The sequence below is a fragment of the Haloarcula salina genome, from assembly GCF_049603855.1.
GTDB classification, from domain to species: Archaea; Halobacteriota; Halobacteria; order Halobacteriales; family Haloarculaceae; genus Haloarcula; species Haloarcula salina_A.
The window spans coordinates 2,314,528-2,332,343 of record NZ_CP187146.1 but is presented as its reverse complement, the minus strand read 5'-3'; the positions used below and the strand labels follow the sequence as shown (position 1 = coordinate 2,332,343).

Genomic DNA, 17,816 nt, shown 5'->3' with positions numbered 1-17,816 from the left:
GCGTGTTGTATCGGTAACCCCTCATGGGAGACGAATCAGTCGAACCAACGCCACCCGAGACGCGGCCCGACGACGCGGCGCGCGAACTCGCGGTGCTGGTCCTCGACGCCGACGAGACGGCCCGACGAACCACACACGACGCGCTGTCGACCCACCGCCCAGCGATACAGGTGACGACCGCCGCGACGCCCGACGAGGCGCTGGCGGCCGCGGCGTCGTCGTCGGTCGACTGCCTCGTCGTCGACCCGGCCGGCCTCGACGCCCTCCCGGACTCACTCGTCTCGAACGATCGGTTCCCCGTAATTCTCTACACCGAACGCGACCCGAGCGACCTCGACGCGGCACTGCGCGATGTCGTCGCTACCACCGTCCAGAAGCAGGCCGACGACCGGCGGGAGTTCCTGGCCCAGAAAATCGAGAGCGTCGTCTCGCCGCCCGTCGACCGGCGCGAGTACGCGCTGAGTGACGCGCTGTCGGCCATCGAGTCGCGTACTGCTGACGGTGAAATCGCCGCCCTCGTCGACGAGCACGGCGATATCGTCTGGGCCAACGGGTCCGTGTCGGCCTTCGTCGCGGGCGACGGCGAGGTGGACACGGAGGCTGAGGGACTGTACGCCGTTCTGGCTGCTGCGATGCCGGACACGGCCAAGAGCGAGCGGCGACTCGAACAGTTGCGGGACCGGCCCACGGCACCGCTCACCGTCCGCGTGACCGAGGGCGATGGCGACCGGTACCTGCTCCGGCGCGGCTACGACCTCCCTGACGCCGCCGGCGGGCATACGCTCGTGGTGCTCGAAGACGTGACCGACACCGCGACCCGGGAGGCGAGGACGGCCCTACTGGAACTCCTCGTCGACCGTGCTCAGGACGGGCTCTACACGCTCGACGAGCGGGGGGTCATCGACTTCTGCAACGACTCGTTCGCGACCCACCTCGGGTACGAGCCGTCGGAACTGCAGGGCCGACACGCCTCGACGATTCTGGCACCCGGCGAACTCGAGCGGGGCCAGCGGACCATCCAGCGCCTCCTCGAAACGCCGGGCGAACAGAGCACCACAGTCGACCTGACGTTCGTCCGGAAGGACGGAACGGAGCAGGCGGTGTCGATCCACTACACGCTGATCTACGGCGAGGGCGACCGATACCGCGGCCTGATGGGCGTGGTCCGAAATATCACGGAGCGCCGCGAGCGCGAGCGAAAGCTCCGGGAGACGACCGAGCGGCTGGATCTCGCGCTCGAAGGGGCCGAACTCGGCGTCTGGGACTGGAATCCGAAGACCAACGAGGTGACCTTCGACGAGCGCTGGACGGGAATGCTCGGCTTCTCCACCGACGAGCTCGAACCGTGCTATCAGTCGTGGACGGACCTGGTGCACCCGGAGGACCTGCCGGAGGCGGAACGCGAACTCGGGAAGCTCAAGCGGGGCGACATCGAGCTGTACGAGACGGAGTTCCGGATGCGGACCAAGTCCGGGGACTGGAAGTGGATCCGTGACATCGGGAAGGTGTTCGAGCGAAACGACGACGGCGAAGCTGTCCGGGCGGTCGGCATCCATCAGGACATCACCGAGCGACGGGAGCGCCAGCGAGCCATCGAGCGACAGCGCGACGAACTGGCGACGCTCGACCGGATCAACATGCTGATTCAGGACCTCATCGGAGCGCTCGGGGGAGCGACGACTCGAGCCGAAATCGCGGAGTCGATCTGCGACCGGATCGTCGAGTCCGACTTCTTCGCGGTGGCGTGGATCGGCGAGCGGACGGGGGCGAACGACCGGGTCGTCGCGAAGACGGTGGCTGGTTCCGGTGCCGACCCGCCGCTCGTCGACGAGAGCGGCGACGGGTGCTGCCCGAGTGCAGAGGCGCTCAGGACCGGCGAGGTCCGGACGGTGCGGGCCGCGGAGACCGACGACGAGCGGTGGCAACGCGCCCTCCGCGAGCGGGACCTGGCGGCCTCGGCGGCGATCCCCCTCGTCCAGGGCGACGTGGCACACGGTGTTCTCTGCGTATGCGCCACGCAGGAGAGCGCGTTCAGTCCACGGGCGGCCGAGAGCTTCGCCGTCCTCGGCGAGATGATCGGGTTCGCATTCACCGCCGCCCAGAACAGACGGTTGCTGGCCCGCGATACGGTCCTGGAACTGACCTTCGAGTCGGAGCCGACCGACCACGAGTTGGTCGCCGTCGCCGACGAGTACGACTGCCGGTTCGAATCCGCGGGGCACGTCGACCTCGGTGCGGAGGATCTCTTCTACCTCTCGGTCGAGGGCGCTTCGCCGGCGTCTGTTCTCGACGACCTCGTCGCCATCGCCGACATCGTCGACGGACGAGTCGTCCGCGGCGACGAGACCGGTGGCGTCGTCGAACTCCAGGTCGAGGACGTGTTCCAGTCGCGCCTGCTCGACGTCGGCGCGCGCGCCAGCGAACTGGTGGTCGAGGACGGGACGCTCACGATCACCGTCGAGGCCCCGCCGGACGCCGACTCTCGGACGATCCAGGAGACGCTCTCCGAGTGTCTCCCGCCGCTCTCGCTGACGACGAGGCGGGAGCGCGAACGAGAGCGCGTGGTCCTCGACGGCGACGACAGGCCACACGACAGCCTGACCGACCGTCAGCGAGAGGTCCTCCGTACGGCCTTCCTCTCCGGCTACTACGCCTGGCCCCGGGACACGAACGCGGAGGAACTCGCGGAGACGCTCGGCATCGCGTCGCCGACGCTCCACCAGCACCTCCGGCGCGCCGAGCGGAATCTGATCGACGACGTGTTCGACTTCTGAGGTCGCGGCGCGTGCCGTCCGCTCCACGGTGCCGTCACTACCTAGCTGTCTAGGCGATCATTTGATACTACAGTAGGGGATAAGTTTAACACGCCGATAATGGGTAATCAAGCACGTGGGAGTCCGAAGAGCGAACAGTGGCAGGGGATGACGCCGGACAACCGAGACCTCTCGGCAACGGCGATCGACGACGTGTTCCAGGTCCTCTCGGACTGGCGGCGGCGAGCGGTCTGTCTGCACTTCGCGACCCGTGACGGGAACGGAACCGACGTGGAGACGCTGGCGGCCGCCGTCGCGGAGCGGGGGTCGAGGGCCTCGGCTGCCGACGGGGACGTGTCGCCGTCGACCGTGCAGACGCAACTCGAAACGGAGCACCTGCCGACGCTCCACCGAATCGGCCTGCTCGACTACGACGAGCGCAGCGGCGCGGTGCGGTACTGGGGGTCACCCACGGTCGAGAAGTGGGCCGAACACGCGGCGGCGGTCACGCGGCGCGACGAGTTCTGACAGGGTCACGGTCGGCCCGCGCACCGTCCGGGGGGACGGACGGGGCCGACCACCATTTCTTTGCGGTCTGCAGGCGAGAAGTGACGCATGGACCTGCCACCGGTCGGTCTCGGAACCATGGGTATCGACGACGAGCGCGTCGTTCGGACGGCCCTCGACGCCGGCTACCGGCACCTCGATACCGCACAGATATACGATAACGAGGCCGTCGTCGGCGCGGGCATCGACGCCGCCGCCATCGACCGGGCCGACCTGACCGTGGCGACCAAACTCTGGGTCGACAGCCTCGGACCGTCGGCGGTCCGGCCCGGAACAGAGGCCAGCCTCGACAGACTCGGCCTCGACGCAGTCGACTTGCTCTACGTCCACCGACCGCGCGGCGACTACGACCCCGAGGCGACGCTCCCGGCCATCGAGGCGGTGCGCGACGCCGGCCTCACGCGGCACGTCGGCCTCTCGAACTTCGAGCCGGACCAGCTCGCGGCGGCCCGCGAGTACGTCGATATCGCCGCACACCAGGTCGAGTTCCACCCGCTGTACTGGCGCGAGGACCTGCTGGCGGACGCGCGAACCCACGGCTACCCGCTGGTCGCGTACTCGCCGCTGGCCGGCGGTCGCGTCTTCGACGAGCCGGTCATTCGCGATGTCGCGGCGCGCCGCGACGTGTCGCCGGCCGCCGTCAGCATCGCCTGGGTGACCAGCTACGACCCCGTCGTGACCATTCCGAAGGCGTCGTCGCGGGCCCACCTCGAAGCCAACCTGGCGGCCGCAGAGATCGACCTGACCGACGCCGAGATCGAGCGCATCGAGGGTATCGACCGCGAAGAAGAGCTGTTTCCGGAGTGAGTCGCGGTCGGTCTCTGGGTGGCCTTAGGGACTCAGACGCTGGCGATCCCGCGGGAAGATGACCGCTTCCCGGATGTTCTCTAAGCCGAGCATCGTCATGACGAGGCGCTCGCCGCCCAGGCCCCAGCCGGCGTGGGGCGGCATGCCGTACTTGAACATCTTGGTGTAGTACTCGAAGGCCTCGGGGTCGAGACCCTGCTGTTCGAAGCCGGCGACGAGGTGTTCGTAGCGGTGTTCACGCTGACCGCCGGAGACCAGTTCCATCGACGGGTGCATCATGTCGAAGCCCGTCGAGACCTCGGCGTCGTCGTCGTGGTCCTTGATGTAGAACGGCTTGATCTCGCTGGGCCAGTCGGTGATGAAGTAGTGCTCGCCGACCTCTTGGCCGAGGACGTGCTCGGCCTCCGTCGAGAGGTCGTCGCCCCACACGAGCGGCTCGTCGAGCTCGCCGGTCGCGTTGATCTTGTCGATGGCCTCCTGATAGGACAGTCGCGGGAAGTCGCCTTCGGGGGCCTCGAACTCGTCTTCGAGTCCGAGCGCTTCGAGTTCCTCGGTGCAGTTCTCGGCGACGCCCTCGTAGGCCGAGCGGACGACGTGCTCGCAGGCGTCCATCGCCTCGGTGTGGTCGTAGAAGGCCGACTCGAAGTCGATGGAGGTCGCCTCGTTGAGGTGCCGGGGCGTGTTGTGCTCCTCGGCGCGGAAGATCGGGCCGATCTCGAAGACGCGTTCGAGGCCGGAGCCGACCATCAGCTGCTTGAACAGCTGCGGGCTCTGGTTCATGAACGCCTCGCGGCCGAAGTACGTGATGGGGAACAGCTCCGTGCCGCCCTCGGTCCCCGTCGCGACGATCTTCGGCGTGTTGATCTCGGTGCAGCCGATCTCGCGGAACGCCGCGCGGACCGAGCGCAGGACCTCGGCCCGGATCTCGAAGATGGCCTTGACCTCGTCCTTGCGGAGGTCGAGCGTGCGGTTGTCGAGGCGGGTCGGCAGTTCGGCGTCGACCTTCCCGGACGGGTCGAGCGGGAGTTCGGGGTCGGCCTCGGAGATGACGTCGACCGATTCCGGCGTGACCTCGACGCCGGTCGGCGCGCGCGGTTCCTCCTCCACGTCGCCGGTCACCGAGATGACCGACTCGCGGTGGACGTTCAGTCCGGTCTCGACGAGGTCCTCGTCCATCTCGTCTTTCTCGAACTTGACCTGGATCTTCCCGGTGGTGTCCCGGAGGATGAGGAAGGCGATCCCGCCGAGGTCGCGAATCTCGTGGACCCAGCCGGCGACGGTTACGCTGTCGCCCGGCTCTGCGTCCGCCGTGTAAGTGCGGTTTTCCATGCGGGTTCGTTCTGGACGGTGTGACTTAAGGACAGTCTTTCAGAACGAGGGGCCGAACGAAGTGAGGGCCCTCGGTATAGCGAACGGTGAACGAAGTGAGCCGTGAGCAGCGAGGGCCCGACCGAAGAGAGGGGCCTCGGAACTGCGAGCGGGAGCGGTAGCGACACGCGAGCAGCGAGGGCGCGACCGCAGGGAGGGGCCTCGGAACTGCGAGCGGGAGCGGTAGCGACACGCGAGCAGCGAGGGCGCGACCGCAGGGAGGGGCCTCGGAACTGCGAGCGGGAGCGGTAGCGACACGCGAGCAGCGAGGGCGCGACCGCAGGGAGGGGCCTCGGAACTGCGAGCGGGAGCGGTAGCGACACGCGAGCAGCGAGGGCGCGACCGCAGGGAGGGGCCTCGGAACTGCGAGCGGGAGCGGTAGCGACACGCGAGCAGCGAGGGCGCGACCGCAGGGAGGGGCCTCGGAACTGCGAGCGGGAGCGGTAGCGACACGCGAGCAGCGAGGGCGCGACCGCAGGGAGGGGCCTCGGAACTGCGAGCGGGAACGGTAGCGACACGCGAGCAGCGAGGGGTGCGACCGTAGGGAGCGCCCTCGACTATGGCGAACGGGGAGGAACGACCCGTGAGCACTGCAGTAAAAACGAGCTCCGGCCAGCGCGGGCGACTCAGCGGTCGGCGGTGGCGGCCGTCTGGGCGTCTTTCGCGCCCTCGACGGTCTCGCGGACGGCGTCGACCCCTTCGTCGTGGACGAGGTCGCCGACGACGATGGTGTCGGCGTGTTCGGCCATCGTACGGGCGGACTCGTAGTCGTGGATGCCGCCGCCGTAGAACAGCGTGGCGTCGTCGAGGATGTCGGCCGCGGCGCCGACCTTCTCGGTGTCGCCCAGCATCCCGGAGTACTCGACGTAGACGATCTCCTGCCCCAGCAGGTGTTCGGCGGCCTCGGCGTAGGCGGCGACCTCGTCTGCGTCCAGGTCGCAGTTGGCCTGCGTGTACGAGGCGACCGACGCGTCGGGGTTCATGACGATGTAGGCCTCGGTGAAGGTGCGCGACCAGTCGATGTCGTCGTCGATGCGGATCCACTCCTTGTGCGCGCCGGTGATCCACGTCACGTCGCCGGCGTTCATCACGACGGGGATGAGATAGCCGTCGTGGCGGTCGCTGTGGACGACGGAGGCGGGGTTCGAGGGCTCGATGTAGACGGGGATGTCGTACTTGCCGCAGGCGTCGACGACCCGCTTCATCTTCTCCTCGGTCATGCCGGTCGTCCCGCCGACTTCGATGGCGTCGGTCCCCGTCGCGGCCACGTCCTCGTAGGTCTCGCCGTCGACCAGCGTCTTGTCCGGGTCGATCTTCACGATGTGATCCCAGTCCGCCCAGTCGCTCATATCCCTCAGACTTGCGCGTGGCCGTATAACCGCTTCGGATACGCCGATGCTGGCCTGCGTCGGACTGCCCAGACCACTCAACACGCTAACAGTCGACTATATACGTCTCCGAAGGTTTATGACGGTTATGTTACAAACGTCTGACGATGACCGCTGACAGTCGACGGTACGTCCTCGCTGCCATCCGGGGCGTGCTCGTGCTCTCCGGCGTCGTCGTCACGGTGGCGGTGCTGTACTCCTTCGCGACGATGCCGGCGTCGACGGCCGAAAGCGGCGGCTTCGTCCGCGGACTCGCCTATCTGTTCGGGAGCGTCTTCTTCCTCCTCGCGCTCGGCGGCGTCGGGCTGGGAATCGTCTTGCCGTCGCTGCTCGGCTCGGGCCAGAAGTTCGGGTTCGGTCACTGGCAGTGGCGCTTCCTCCAGGGAGCCGCCGGCCTGCTTCTCGGCGGATTCGCCGTCGGATTGGCGACCGGACTGGTCACGCAGTTGCGCTTTGGCCTCCTCCTCTGGTTCGTGGCCATCGTCGTCGGGGCGTTCGTCGTCAGCGGCGTGCTGGCCTGGCGGCTGTTCGAGGTGTTCGTCGATGCGGTCGCGCGCCTCGTCGCCGAGGAGACGGCGGACTGACGCGGTCGGCCGAAGGCTGATGCCGTCCGGTGACCAACGAGCCGCCGTGCACAATCTGACGACGGTCGATTCGGTCCACGAGGAGGGGTCGTACCTGTTCACCGCCGACGGCCCGCACGGCGACCCGGAGGAGATTATTCTCGTCCCCTGCGAGGACGGCGTCGAGGCCTGGATCAATCGGTGTACGCACGAAGCCCAGCGTTTCGACACCGGTCGTGGCGTCCCGATGCGCGACGATCAGCTCATCTGTCCGCGGCACGGCTCGCTGTTCGACGCGTGTGACGGCGACTGCGACAACGGCGAGGCGGCCGGCACGACGCTCCCCTCGGTCGACGTCTCCGTGACCCACGGCGACGTGTACCTCACCGACGACGACTACGCGTTCGCTCACGAGGGCGGCATCGACGACGACGGGGGCCCGAGTTCCACGTCGCACCTGCAACTGTGACCTGCCACCAGCGAGGTCTGCTCGCTCGCCCGGCTATCCGCCGGTGAGCACTTCGTCGGCGCGGATGCGGAGGATCACGCGCTCGGTCTCGATTGGGTTCGGGTACTCGTCTTCGCCCATGTACCGCTTCGCAAGCGTATCGATGTGTTCGCGCGCGCCCTCGGTCGTCACCTCGTCCACCTCGCCGGTCACCGAGAGGAACCGATAGGGGTTGTCCGGGTCGGTCATGCTCACGGAGACCGTGGGGTCGGCGTCGACGTTGCGCGCCTTCCGCCGACCGCGTTCGGTGTTGACGAGCAACCGGTCGGCTTCGGCGTCGTAATCCACCCAGACGGGCGTCGTGTGTGGCGTTCCGTCCGGTGTCATCGTCGTCACGTGCGCGAACGTGGCCTTCTCGAACAGGTCGTGAAACTCCTCGGGTATCGATGGCACGCGTCGACACACTCTCGCCGGCCGATTAACTGTATCGCCGCCGGGAGGGGAGACGGCCCGACCGGCCTCAGGCTTCCAGTTCGCCCTGCCACTCGCGGACCTGACTGGCGCTGACGCCCTGGACCTCCGTGGCGATCACGTCGGGGTCGACCTCGCGGAGCGCGTCCAGCGAGTCCACGCCGGCGTCTTCGAGTTTCTCGGCGGTCGCCGAGCCGATGCCGTTCAGGTCTTCGAGGTCCTCGACGGCGGTGCGAGCCTGGTACTCCTCGAAGTTACAGATGGGACAGCCCAGTTCCCACGGGTCGTCGCTGTCGGGGTCGACGACGAGTTCGGGCAGGTCGTGCTCCTCGCAGAACTCGTCGGTCACCTCGATGTCGCCGTTGCGCGGCAGCGGGAGCGAGTAGTCACAGTCCGGGTAGCGCGTACAGCCGACGAGACGGGACCCGGAGCGGAGGTGCTTGATCGCGAGTTCGCCGTCGTGCGCTTCGGCGGCTTCGCCGCCTTCGCCTCGTTGCTCCTCCGGAGCAACGCCGGCACCGCACTCTGGACACGGCCCGATCACTTCGTCTTCGCTCTCCTCGGCCTTCTCGGCCTCGCAGCGGGGACAGCCGTGGACGAAGGTGTCCCGGCCGGCCAGCATCTTCACGTGGTGCATGTCGTGATCCTCGCAGTGCTCGTCGAGCACGAGCGGTTCGCCGGTCGACGGCAGGGGGAGCGTGTTGCGGCAGTTGGGGAAACCGTCGCAGCCGACGAAGTACGAGCCCTGGCGCGAGCGCCGGATCAGCATGTCTTCGCCACACTCCGGGCACGGACCGAGCGTCTTGTCGGCCTTCAGCGACTCCTGGAGGTGGTCGCCGATCTCCTCGCGGGAGTCCCGAAGCTCCTCGAAGACGCGCTTGAGCATCTCGCGAGACTCGTCGGCCACCGTGTCCAGCGTCTCCTCGCCGTTGGCGATGGCGGTCATGTCCGCCTCCAGCTGGGCCGTCATCTCGTCGCTGACGACGTGGTCGGCGAACTCCTCGGCGGCCTCGACGACGGCCATCGCGAGCGTCGTCGGCCGTGGCGGGTCGCCCTCGATGTAACCCCGGTCGTACAGCTTCTCGATGGAGTTGTGTCGCGTGGACTTCGTTCCCAGACCCCGGTCTTCCATGGTCTGGATGAGCCGCGACTGGCCGTAGCGACGCGGCGGCTGGGTCTGTTTGGCCTCCATGCGCACGTCAGACATCGACAGCTCCTCGCCCTCTTCCACGTCGGGGACGTGGTTCTCGCTGGCGCTGGAGTAGGGGTAGACCTCGTGGTAGCCCGGTTCGACCAGGCGCTTGCCGTTCGCCTTCAGCGAGCGACCGCCGGCCTCGGCGACCACGCGCAGGTGCTCCCACGTCGCGGCCTCGGCCACCGTCGCGAAGAAGCGCCGGACGACCAGTTCGTAAATCTCCCACTCGTCGTCCGAGAGGTCGACCTTCGGCGGAATCTCGCCGGTCGGATGGATCGGCGGGTGGTCGGTCGTCTCCTCGTCGCCCTCGGTGGCGGTGATCTCGTCCTGTTCCAGCAGCGACTCGGCGTCTTCACCGAAGGAGCCGGCTCCGACGAACTCGTCGAGGAGCTCCTCCTCGTCTAGGTCCTCGGGGTACACCGTGTTGTCTGTCCGCGGGTAGGTCATGTAGCCGGCGGTGTACAGCTCCTCGGCGATGGACATCGCCCGCTGGGCGGAGTAGCCGAGCGACCCGGCCGCGGAGATGAAGGCGGTGGTGTTGAACGGCGTCGGCGGGCTGTCGGTGCGGGTCCGGCGGCGGACGCTCGTCACGGTCGCTGCGTCGACGCCCTGGAGGTCGGCGTAGGCGGCCTCGGCGTCGCCCTCGTCCCAGACGCGCTCGGCCTCTTTCCCGTCGTCGTCGTAGAAGTACTGGGCCTCGAAGCCAGCGCCGTTCTTCTGCAGGTCGGCGAAGATCTCCCAGTAGTCCTCGGGGTCGAACGCCTGGATCTCGCGCTCGCGGTCGACGATGAGCTTCAGCGTCGGCGACTGGACCCGGCCCACCGAGATGAAGTCGTCGCCCAGTTGGCGCGCGGACAGCGAGAGGAAGCGGGTCAGCGCCGCGCCCCAGACCAGGTCGATGATCTGGCGGGCCTCGCCGGCGGCCGCGAGGTCGAAGTCGATGTCGTCGGGGTTCGCGAACGCCTCGCGGACCTCCCGCTCGGTGATCGAGGAGAAGCGCACGCGGTCGACGGGGGCGTCGGTCACTTCACGGATGAGCTCGTAGGCCTCCTTGCCGATGAGTTCGCCCTCGCGGTCGTAGTCCGTCGCGATCGTCGCCTCGTCGGCCTTCTCTGCCAGTTGCTGCAGCGTGGTGACGATGTTCTCCTGGGTCGGTTCCTTCGTCACGTCGGCGTCGATGAGCTCGACCGGTTCTACGTCGCGCCAGTCGCTGTACTCCGCGGGGAAGTCGACCCCGACGACGTGTCCGGAGAGACCGACGACGCGGGTGTCGCCCCACCGATAGACGTTGACGCCGTTGCGTCGCTGCGCGGAGGCGCTCCCCTCCGAGAGGATCTCCGCGATACGGCGCGCGGCGTTGTCCTTCTCGGTGATGATCAGTCTCATCGGACACCACCTGTCTCTGTCATTATGGGTCGCTACGCCGCGACACGTTCTAAAAGCTTTCGGCAAAATCGGCCGACAGCGCGGGTGTGCGGGCGCATTCGCGGTCGCACGGTCGCACGTGTGAGCGCACGCGAGAGCACCATCCCACTGTTGCGTGGGCGACGACCCGTTCTCTGCTCGCTCCGAACCGATCCGTCTCCATTGCCCCAGAATCGCGGGGTGTGCCGCCGTGCACGTAGGATGTGAGCACGCTGGACCGCAGATGAGCGAATTTGTTCATGCCTTCGTTACTCGACGAACCGGCTAATACGATGAAAGAATGCGTTTGAGGTGCTGTGTGTCTCGAATTCGAACTTTCTCTCCCTGGGACTGACCGAAGTAGGAGCGAATTTCACGTGCACGAAAATGAACAACAATCCTCATAATTTATATTGGGTGGATATCTCCGGGGAACCTGCATGCAACGGAAACGAAGTCGAACTCGTCGATCGTTTATCAAAGGAGCCGGTCTCGTGGGCACCACCGCTCTCGCTGGCTGTGGCGGAAACGCAGGAACGAGCGGTGGCAACGAGACGGCCAATTCGGGCGGAACCACCGGAACCGGCTCGGAGTCGATGGCCGACAGCATCGTCTTCTACAACGCCGGGAGCCTGAAATACGATCCAGGCACCGAGGCAAACATCGAGCGCTTCGAGGAGGAGACAGGCATCTCCGTCGAGGTCAACGAGGTCCCGTGGGAGAATCTCAAGACCAGTCTCACCACCATCTGGCGGAACCAGGACCAGACGGTCGACGCGTTCAACGGCCCGACGTGGTGGCTGGCCGACTTCGTCGCCTCCGACTGGCTCGAACCGCTCGAACTGAGTGACAGCCACATGTCGAACTACAACCAGCACCTGCAGGACCTCGTCACGTTCGAGGGCAAGACGTACATGGCCCCGGAGTTCGGCAAGTGGGGGACATACCTCTACGATAAGGTCCACTTCGAGAAGCAGGGCGTCAGCGAGCCGCCCCAGACGTGGGACGAGGTCGTCTCCAAAGGCAAGCAGCTCGATGCGGGGAACACCTCGGCATTTGGGTTCACGTGGGCGAACAAGGACGTGTTCACGTTCAAGCAGTTCCTCTATCAGGCCGGCGGCCAGCTGTTCAACGACAGCAACGAGCCGGCGTTCGTCGACGCCGGGATGGACGTGATGGACTTCCTCACCGAGCTTCGGACGGAGGGACTGATCCCGGGAGGGATCTCCAACATGGGCGAGGGCGGGGCCGGCGACACGTTCATCGCGGGCCAACTGGCGTCCGTGGAGTCATGGACGCCGCTGGCTGCACGGACGCTCGATTCCGACGGGTGGGACACGGACCGCCTCGGCAGCGCGAAGCCCCCGGCGGGTCCCGACTCGCGCGCCACCTTCCAGGAGTCAGACGGCATCGGGGTCTCGGCATTCTCGAAACGGAAGTCGGCGGCCAAGAAGTTCGCGCGGTTCATGACCACACCGGCGTCCTCGAAGACGAACATGAAGGTCGAGGGCAACCCTGCGGTCATCCCGTCGGTCTACGACGAACCGGAGATTCAAGAGCAGTACCCCTCGTGGCTGCTCGAGGACATGAAGTTCAACCTCGAACACGCGAAAAGCGAGACGTACCTCGCGCAACCGCAGGTCGACGACTACCTCTCCGAACAGATCACGCCGGCGTTCCTCGGTGACAAGGATCCGAAGGAGGCCCTCGAAACCGCCCAGAGCAACATCGAGCGACTGTACACGGATATCGGTCTCATCTGATCCTCGGAGTGGTATCTCGTCAGGCATCGCACAGTGTCTCCAGAAGTGGTCGTGTCTCGCCCTCGCTGACGCAGCCTCGTTCGATGGATCGCCAGCCACTCCGACCTGACATCGCTGTTGCACGGTCGAGCCACTACTTGTGAGCGAATTCGATCATGCGATCGAAATGGAACTATCTCGAATATATTCGGCATATGTCCTCCTAGGCTCCTGAATAGCCAGAATTCTCCGTATTGGGATACCTATGAAGAAATCGATTCGATCACTCTGTGTGAACAATTTCGAACAAAATTCCACATGATTTATATGCTATGGCTTTATCGTGAGTATTTGTATGCAGGGAGACCACAGTCACACTCGACGGCGGTTCATCAAAGGCGCGGGAACCATCGGCACTGTCGCACTCGCGGGCTGCGGCGGGAACTCCGGTTCCGACGGCTCAGACGGGTCGGGCGGAACGGAGGGTTCCGACGGCTCTGACGGTTCCGGCGGGAGCACTGGCACCGGCTCGGAGTCGATGGCCGACAGCATCGTCTTCTACAACGCCGGGAGCCTGAAGTACGACCCCGGGACCGAGGAGAACATCAACCGGTTCGAGGAGGAGACGGGCATCTCCGTCGAGGTCAACGAGGTTCCGTGGAACAACCTCAAGACCAGCCTCACCACGATCTGGCGGAACAAGGACGCCACGGTCGACGCGTTCAACGGCCCGACGTGGTGGCTGGCCGACTTCGTCGCCTCCGACTGGCTCGAACCGCTCGAACTGAGTGACAGCCACATGTCGAACTTCCCGGAGAACCTCCAGAACCTCGTCACGCTGGACGGCAAGTCGTACATGGCCCCGGAGTTCGGCAAGTGGGGGACCTACCTCTACGACACCGCTCACTTCGAGGAGCAGGGCGTCAGCGAGCCGCCCCAGACGTGGGACGAGGTCGTCTCCAAAGGCAAGCAGCTCAACACCGAGAACACCTCGCCGTTCGCCTTCACGTGGTCGAACAAGGACGTGTTCACCTTCAAGCAGTTCCTCTACCAGGCCGGCGGCCAGCTGTTCAACGACAGCAACGAGCCGGCGTTCGTCGACGCCGGGATGGACGTGATGAACTTCTTCACGCGACTCCGCGAGAACGACCTCCTCCCCAACGGCATCTCCAGCATGGGCGAGGGCGGGGCCGGCGACACGTTCATCGCAGGCCAACTGGCGTCCGTGGAGTCCTGGACGCCGCTGGGTGCCCGCGCGCTTAACGCCGACGACTGGGGCGCGGACCGCCTCGGCAGCGCGAAGCCGCCCGAAGGACCGGACTCGCGCGCCACCTTCCAGGACACGAACGGCATCAGCGTCTCGGCGTTCTCGGAGAAGAAGCGAGCGGCCAAGAAGTTCGCGCAGTTCATGACCACGCCGGCGTCCTCGAAGACGAACATGAAGGTCGAGGGCAACCCCGCAGTCATCCCGTCGGTCTACGACGAACCGGAGATTCAGGACCAGTACCCCTCGTGGCTGCTCGAGGACATGAAGTTCAACCTCGAACACGCGAAAAGCGAGACGTACCTCGCGCAGCCACAGGTCGACGACTACCTCTCCGAACAGATCACGCCCGCCCTGCTAGGCGACAAGGACCCGCAGGACGCGCTCGAAACCGCCCAGAGCAACATCGAGCGCCTGTACCAGGACATCGGACTGCTCTGATCGCGGGCTGAACACCACATCCAACCGACTGATCACTTCACCACATGTCGACAGAAAAACAATCGCTTCGACGCACACTCGACCGGCTGTTCGTGCCGCTGACGGTCGGGCCGACGATGCTCTGGATCGCCGCCATCATCGTCTACCCGACCCTGAAGCTGTTCTGGAGCAGCGTCTTCTGGACGAACCCCATCAACGGACAGCGGGAGTTCGTCGGGCTTCGAAACTTCCAGCGGCTCATCTTCGCAGAGGAGGGCGGTGCGTTCCTCGGACTGGCCCCTGACTTCGTCTCGATCACCTGGCACACCGCGGTCTACGTCGGCCTCAGCGTCAGTATCTCGTTCGCGCTGGGACTGGGCATCGCGCTCTTGCTCGATAAGGACCTCAAGGGACGGGGCTGGTTCCGAACCGCCGTCATCGTCCCCTGGATACTGCCGTACGTGATGAGCGGCCTGATGTGGCGCTGGATGTTCCAGTCCGAGTACGGCGCGATCAACGGCCTGCTCACCCAGTCCGGGCTCCTCTCCAGCAAGATCGCGTTCTTCTCGGACGGGACGCTGGCGATGATGGCGCTCATCATCGCGGACATCTGGGTGTTCACGCCGTTCATCATCATCATCCTGCTCGCCGGGCTCCAGAACGTCCCCGAACAGCTCTACGACGCCGCGGAGGTCGACGGCGCGGGACGGGTCTCGCGGTTCGTCAACGTGACCTACCCCTTCCTGAAGCCGTCCATCCTGGTCGCGCTGACCATCCGCATCATCTTCGACATCCGCGCGCTCGACCTCGTCTGGGTGATGACCCAGGGCGGCCCGGGCAAGTCCACGGAAGTCTGGGCCTCCTGGCTCTACCGCACCGCACAGGTCTTCAACCGTCCCGGAGAGGGCGCGGCGCTCGGCGTCGTCCTGCTCGCGGTCACGTTCATGATCGTGGCCGTGCTGTACAACGTCTTCGGTGAATCCCCCTACTGACAATGAGCACGAAACAATCCACTCTCGGCCAACTGATAACGGCGCTCGGACTGGACACTGACAACGAGTGGCCCCACGTCGTCCGCGAGCGCCTCGTCGCCTACGGACTACTGGGCCTGTACGTCTTCGTCATCTGGTTCCCCATCTACTTCATCTTCATCACCAGCATCAAACCGTCCGGGGCCGTCCTCGACATCCCGATCTCCTTCCTTCCGACCCAGCCGACGGCCAGCAACTACATCGAGATCTTCCAGAACAGGCCGTTCGAACTGTACACGCTCAACAGCCTCATCGTCGCCAGCACGACGACGATCATCTGCGTCGCGCTGGGGACCGTCACCGGGTACTCGTTCTCCCGGTACGATTTCGTGGGCAACAAGACGCTGTTGCTGTCGATCGTCGGCGCGCGGATGATTCCGCCGATCGCGCTCATCGTCCCGTTCTTCACCATCATGTCGAACCCGCCGCTGATCGGCGGACTCACCGGCAGTCTCTACGACACCCGGATCGCGCTCATCCTGACGTACACGTTCTTCAATCTCCCCTTCGCGGTCTGGATCATGAAGAACTACTTCGACGGCGTCCCCGAGTCGCTCGACGAACAGGCCCGCATCGACGGCTGTTCGCGCTGGGAAGGGTTCTTCAAGATCATCCTTCCGATGGCGAAACCGGGCATCGCCGCCACGGCGATTCTGGCCTTCATCTTCTCGTGGAACGAGTTCGTCTTCGCGCTCGTTCTCACGTCCTCCGAACAGGCACAGACGCTGCCCATCGCCGTCTCGCTGTTCGTCGCCGACGACTTCGTCGACTGGGCGCACCTCGCCGCTGGAGGGATGATCGCGGCCCTGCCCGGCATCCTGTTCGGGCTGTTCTTCCAGCAGTACATCGTGAGCGGACTAACCCAAGGAGCGGTCAAGGAGTAATCACTATGGCACACGTAGAACTCAACGAACTCGTAAAGGAATTCGACGACGTCACGGCTGTCGACGGCATCTCGCTCGACATCCCCGACGAGAGCTTCACCGTTCTCGTCGGGCCGTCGGGCTGTGGAAAGACGACTACCCTGCGTCTCATCGCGGGGCTCGAACGGGCGACCGACGGCGAGATCCGCATCGGCGACGAAGTCGTCAACGACCAGCGCGCCTACGAGCGGGACATCGCCATGGTGTTCCAGAACTACGCGCTGTACCCGCACAAGACGGTTCGCGAGAACATGCGCTTCGGCCTCGAACAGCACGACACCGCCGAGGACGTCATTCAGGACCGCGTCGCCGAGGCCGCCGAACTGCTGCAGATCGAGGAACTGCTCGAACGCCGCCCGGCGGAACTCTCTGGCGGCCAGCAACAGCGCGTCGCGCTCGGCCGCGCCATCGTCCGCGACCCGGCCGTGTTCCTGATGGACGAGCCGCTGTCGAACCTCGACGCGAAGCTCCGCGTCCAGATGCGCGCCGAACTCAACAAGCTCCACGAGGAACTGTCGACGACGACCGTCTACGTCACCCACGACCAGGTCGAGGCGATGACGCTGGCCGATCAGATCGCCGTCATGGACAACGGCCAGATCCAGCAGGTCGGCGCGCCCACGCACGTCTACTCGAACCCCCAGAACATGTTCGTCGCCGGCTTCCTCGGTTCACCGAGCATGAACTTCCTCGAAGGCACGCTCGGGCGGGACGCCGACGGGAAACTGCAACTCGACTTCGGGACGGACACCCACGACGTGCCCGCCGAGTTCGCCGACGAACTGGAGGGGTACGTCGGCGAGCGCGTCGTCCTGGGCATCCGACCCGAAAACATCTCGCTCAACCAGGACGGTATCGCCGCGAACGTCCACCCGGCGACAGTCCAGGTCGTCGAACCGCAGGGCGAGAAGACGGTCCTCGAACTCGACCTCGACACCGACCAGACCATCAAGGCCGCCGTCGACCCCGACACGACGGTCGAGATGGGCGACAGCGTCAATCTGCGGTTCGACCGCGACTCGCTGCAGTACTTCGACCCGCAGACGGGCGAGTCCCTGACCTACGAGTCGACCTCGGAACAGAAAGTAACCGCCTGACGATGCGAGCAGAGACTGTCCGCGTCCCGTCTCGCGTCTCTCTGACGGCGTTCGCCATCGCCGCCGTACTGGCGGTGATCGCGATATACAACTACGCGTCCGGGGTTTACGGCGGCGCGATCGTCAGCAGTCTCGGGACGGTCGTCGCGACGCTGCTGGGGACGCTCGTCGACTAAGTCGCGGACCGCACAGCTATGTGTGTCACAACCAATATAAATACGGAATCAGAATACGTGCAATATATCTCTGAGACACCCACCGGCCGCCGAACGCGCCCTCCGCGACCGACGGCACGAACGCCGGCTCTATGAGTGACCAGAATGAAACGAATAACTACTAATATACGTTCCACGCCCGTACGTGGACGTAGACCAC

15 protein-coding genes are annotated in these 17,816 nt (G+C 65.6%); 11 read left to right on the top strand and 4 right to left on the bottom strand.

Annotated features, from left to right (window positions below; translation table 11 throughout):
* Positions 1 to 23: 23 nt before the first annotated feature.
* The 3 genes from ACOZ4I_RS11970 (at position 24) to ACOZ4I_RS11960 (ending at position 4,127) form a co-directional block, all read left to right on the top strand.
* On the top strand, positions 24 to 2,774 hold the full coding sequence (locus ACOZ4I_RS11970; protein ID WP_423999813.1) for a PAS domain S-box protein: 2,751 nt from the start codon (positions 24 to 26) through the stop codon (positions 2,772 to 2,774).
* A gap of 99 nt (positions 2,775 to 2,873) precedes the next feature.
* Positions 2,874 to 3,281, top strand: a complete 408-nt coding sequence (locus ACOZ4I_RS11965) for a DUF7344 domain-containing protein (RefSeq protein ID WP_423999811.1) — start codon at positions 2,874 to 2,876, stop codon at positions 3,279 to 3,281.
* An 87-nt stretch (positions 3,282 to 3,368) separates the two neighbouring features.
* Positions 3,369 to 4,127: an aldo/keto reductase gene (locus ACOZ4I_RS11960; protein WP_423999809.1), complete on the top strand. Its 759-nt coding sequence runs from the start codon at positions 3,369 to 3,371 to the stop codon at positions 4,125 to 4,127.
* 24 nt (positions 4,128 to 4,151) lie between these two features.
* Here ACOZ4I_RS11960 and aspS read toward each other — a convergent pair whose 3' ends face one another.
* Together aspS and ACOZ4I_RS11950 are read right to left on the bottom strand one after the other, a co-directional pair.
* Entirely contained in the window at positions 4,152 to 5,456 is a 1,305-nt protein-coding gene (aspS, locus tag ACOZ4I_RS11955) for an aspartate--tRNA(Asn) ligase (RefSeq protein ID WP_423999807.1), read from the bottom strand.
* A 665-nt stretch (positions 5,457 to 6,121) separates the two neighbouring features.
* A complete protein-coding gene (locus tag ACOZ4I_RS11950) occupies positions 6,122 to 6,844 on the bottom strand; it encodes a phosphoglycerol geranylgeranyltransferase (protein WP_423999805.1) in 723 nt (240 codons plus the stop codon).
* Between the two features lie 146 nt (positions 6,845 to 6,990).
* Here ACOZ4I_RS11950 and ACOZ4I_RS11945 point away from each other — a divergent pair, with 146 nt between their 5' ends.
* Together ACOZ4I_RS11945 and ACOZ4I_RS11940 are read left to right on the top strand one after the other, a co-directional pair.
* Positions 6,991 to 7,467 (top strand): hypothetical protein, encoded by a 477-nt coding sequence (locus ACOZ4I_RS11945; RefSeq protein ID WP_423999803.1) that lies wholly within the window; start codon positions 6,991 to 6,993, stop codon positions 7,465 to 7,467.
* Between the two features lie 46 nt (positions 7,468 to 7,513).
* Entirely contained in the window at positions 7,514 to 7,915 is a 402-nt protein-coding gene (locus ACOZ4I_RS11940) for a Rieske (2Fe-2S) protein (RefSeq protein ID WP_423999801.1), read from the top strand.
* Between the two features lie 33 nt (positions 7,916 to 7,948).
* Here the strand turns inward: ACOZ4I_RS11940 and ACOZ4I_RS11935 are convergent, their stop codons facing one another.
* Positions 7,949 to 8,347 carry a pyridoxamine 5'-phosphate oxidase family protein gene (locus tag ACOZ4I_RS11935; protein WP_423999799.1) on the bottom strand — a complete coding sequence of 133 codons (399 nt, stop codon included), beginning with the start codon at positions 8,345 to 8,347 and terminating at the stop codon, positions 7,949 to 7,951.
* 67 nt (positions 8,348 to 8,414) lie between these two features.
* Complete coding sequence (locus tag ACOZ4I_RS11930; RefSeq protein ID WP_423999797.1) at positions 8,415 to 10,946, bottom strand: DNA topoisomerase I; 2,532 nt, start codon at positions 10,944 to 10,946, stop codon at positions 8,415 to 8,417.
* A gap of 512 nt (positions 10,947 to 11,458) precedes the next feature.
* On the opposite strand from ACOZ4I_RS11930, the gene ACOZ4I_RS11925 reads away from it, so the two are divergent.
* The 6 genes from ACOZ4I_RS11925 to ACOZ4I_RS11900 all read left to right on the top strand — a co-directional run bounded on the left by ACOZ4I_RS11925 (position 11,459) and on the right by ACOZ4I_RS11900 (position 17,617).
* The gene (locus ACOZ4I_RS11925) at positions 11,459 to 12,727 is read left to right on the top strand and encodes a sugar ABC transporter substrate-binding protein (RefSeq protein WP_423999795.1); all 1,269 of its coding nucleotides are present in this window, start codon (positions 11,459 to 11,461) and stop codon (positions 12,725 to 12,727) included.
* Positions 12,728 to 13,061: 334 nt separating this feature from the next.
* Entirely contained in the window at positions 13,062 to 14,411 is a 1,350-nt protein-coding gene (locus ACOZ4I_RS11920; RefSeq protein ID WP_423999793.1) for a sugar ABC transporter substrate-binding protein, read from the top strand.
* A 44-nt stretch (positions 14,412 to 14,455) separates the two neighbouring features.
* Entirely contained in the window at positions 14,456 to 15,382 is a 927-nt protein-coding gene (locus ACOZ4I_RS11915) for a carbohydrate ABC transporter permease (RefSeq protein ID WP_423999791.1), read from the top strand.
* Between the two features lie 2 nt (positions 15,383 to 15,384).
* Positions 15,385 to 16,305 carry a carbohydrate ABC transporter permease gene (locus tag ACOZ4I_RS11910; protein WP_423999789.1) on the top strand — a complete coding sequence of 307 codons (921 nt, stop codon included), beginning with the start codon at positions 15,385 to 15,387 and terminating at the stop codon, positions 16,303 to 16,305.
* A 5-nt stretch (positions 16,306 to 16,310) separates the two neighbouring features.
* The gene (locus ACOZ4I_RS11905) at positions 16,311 to 17,441 is read left to right on the top strand and encodes an ABC transporter ATP-binding protein (protein WP_423999787.1); all 1,131 of its coding nucleotides are present in this window, start codon (positions 16,311 to 16,313) and stop codon (positions 17,439 to 17,441) included.
* A gap of 2 nt (positions 17,442 to 17,443) precedes the next feature.
* Entirely contained in the window at positions 17,444 to 17,617 is a 174-nt protein-coding gene (locus ACOZ4I_RS11900; protein WP_423999785.1) for a hypothetical protein, read from the top strand.
* Positions 17,618 to 17,816 lie beyond the last annotated feature (199 nt).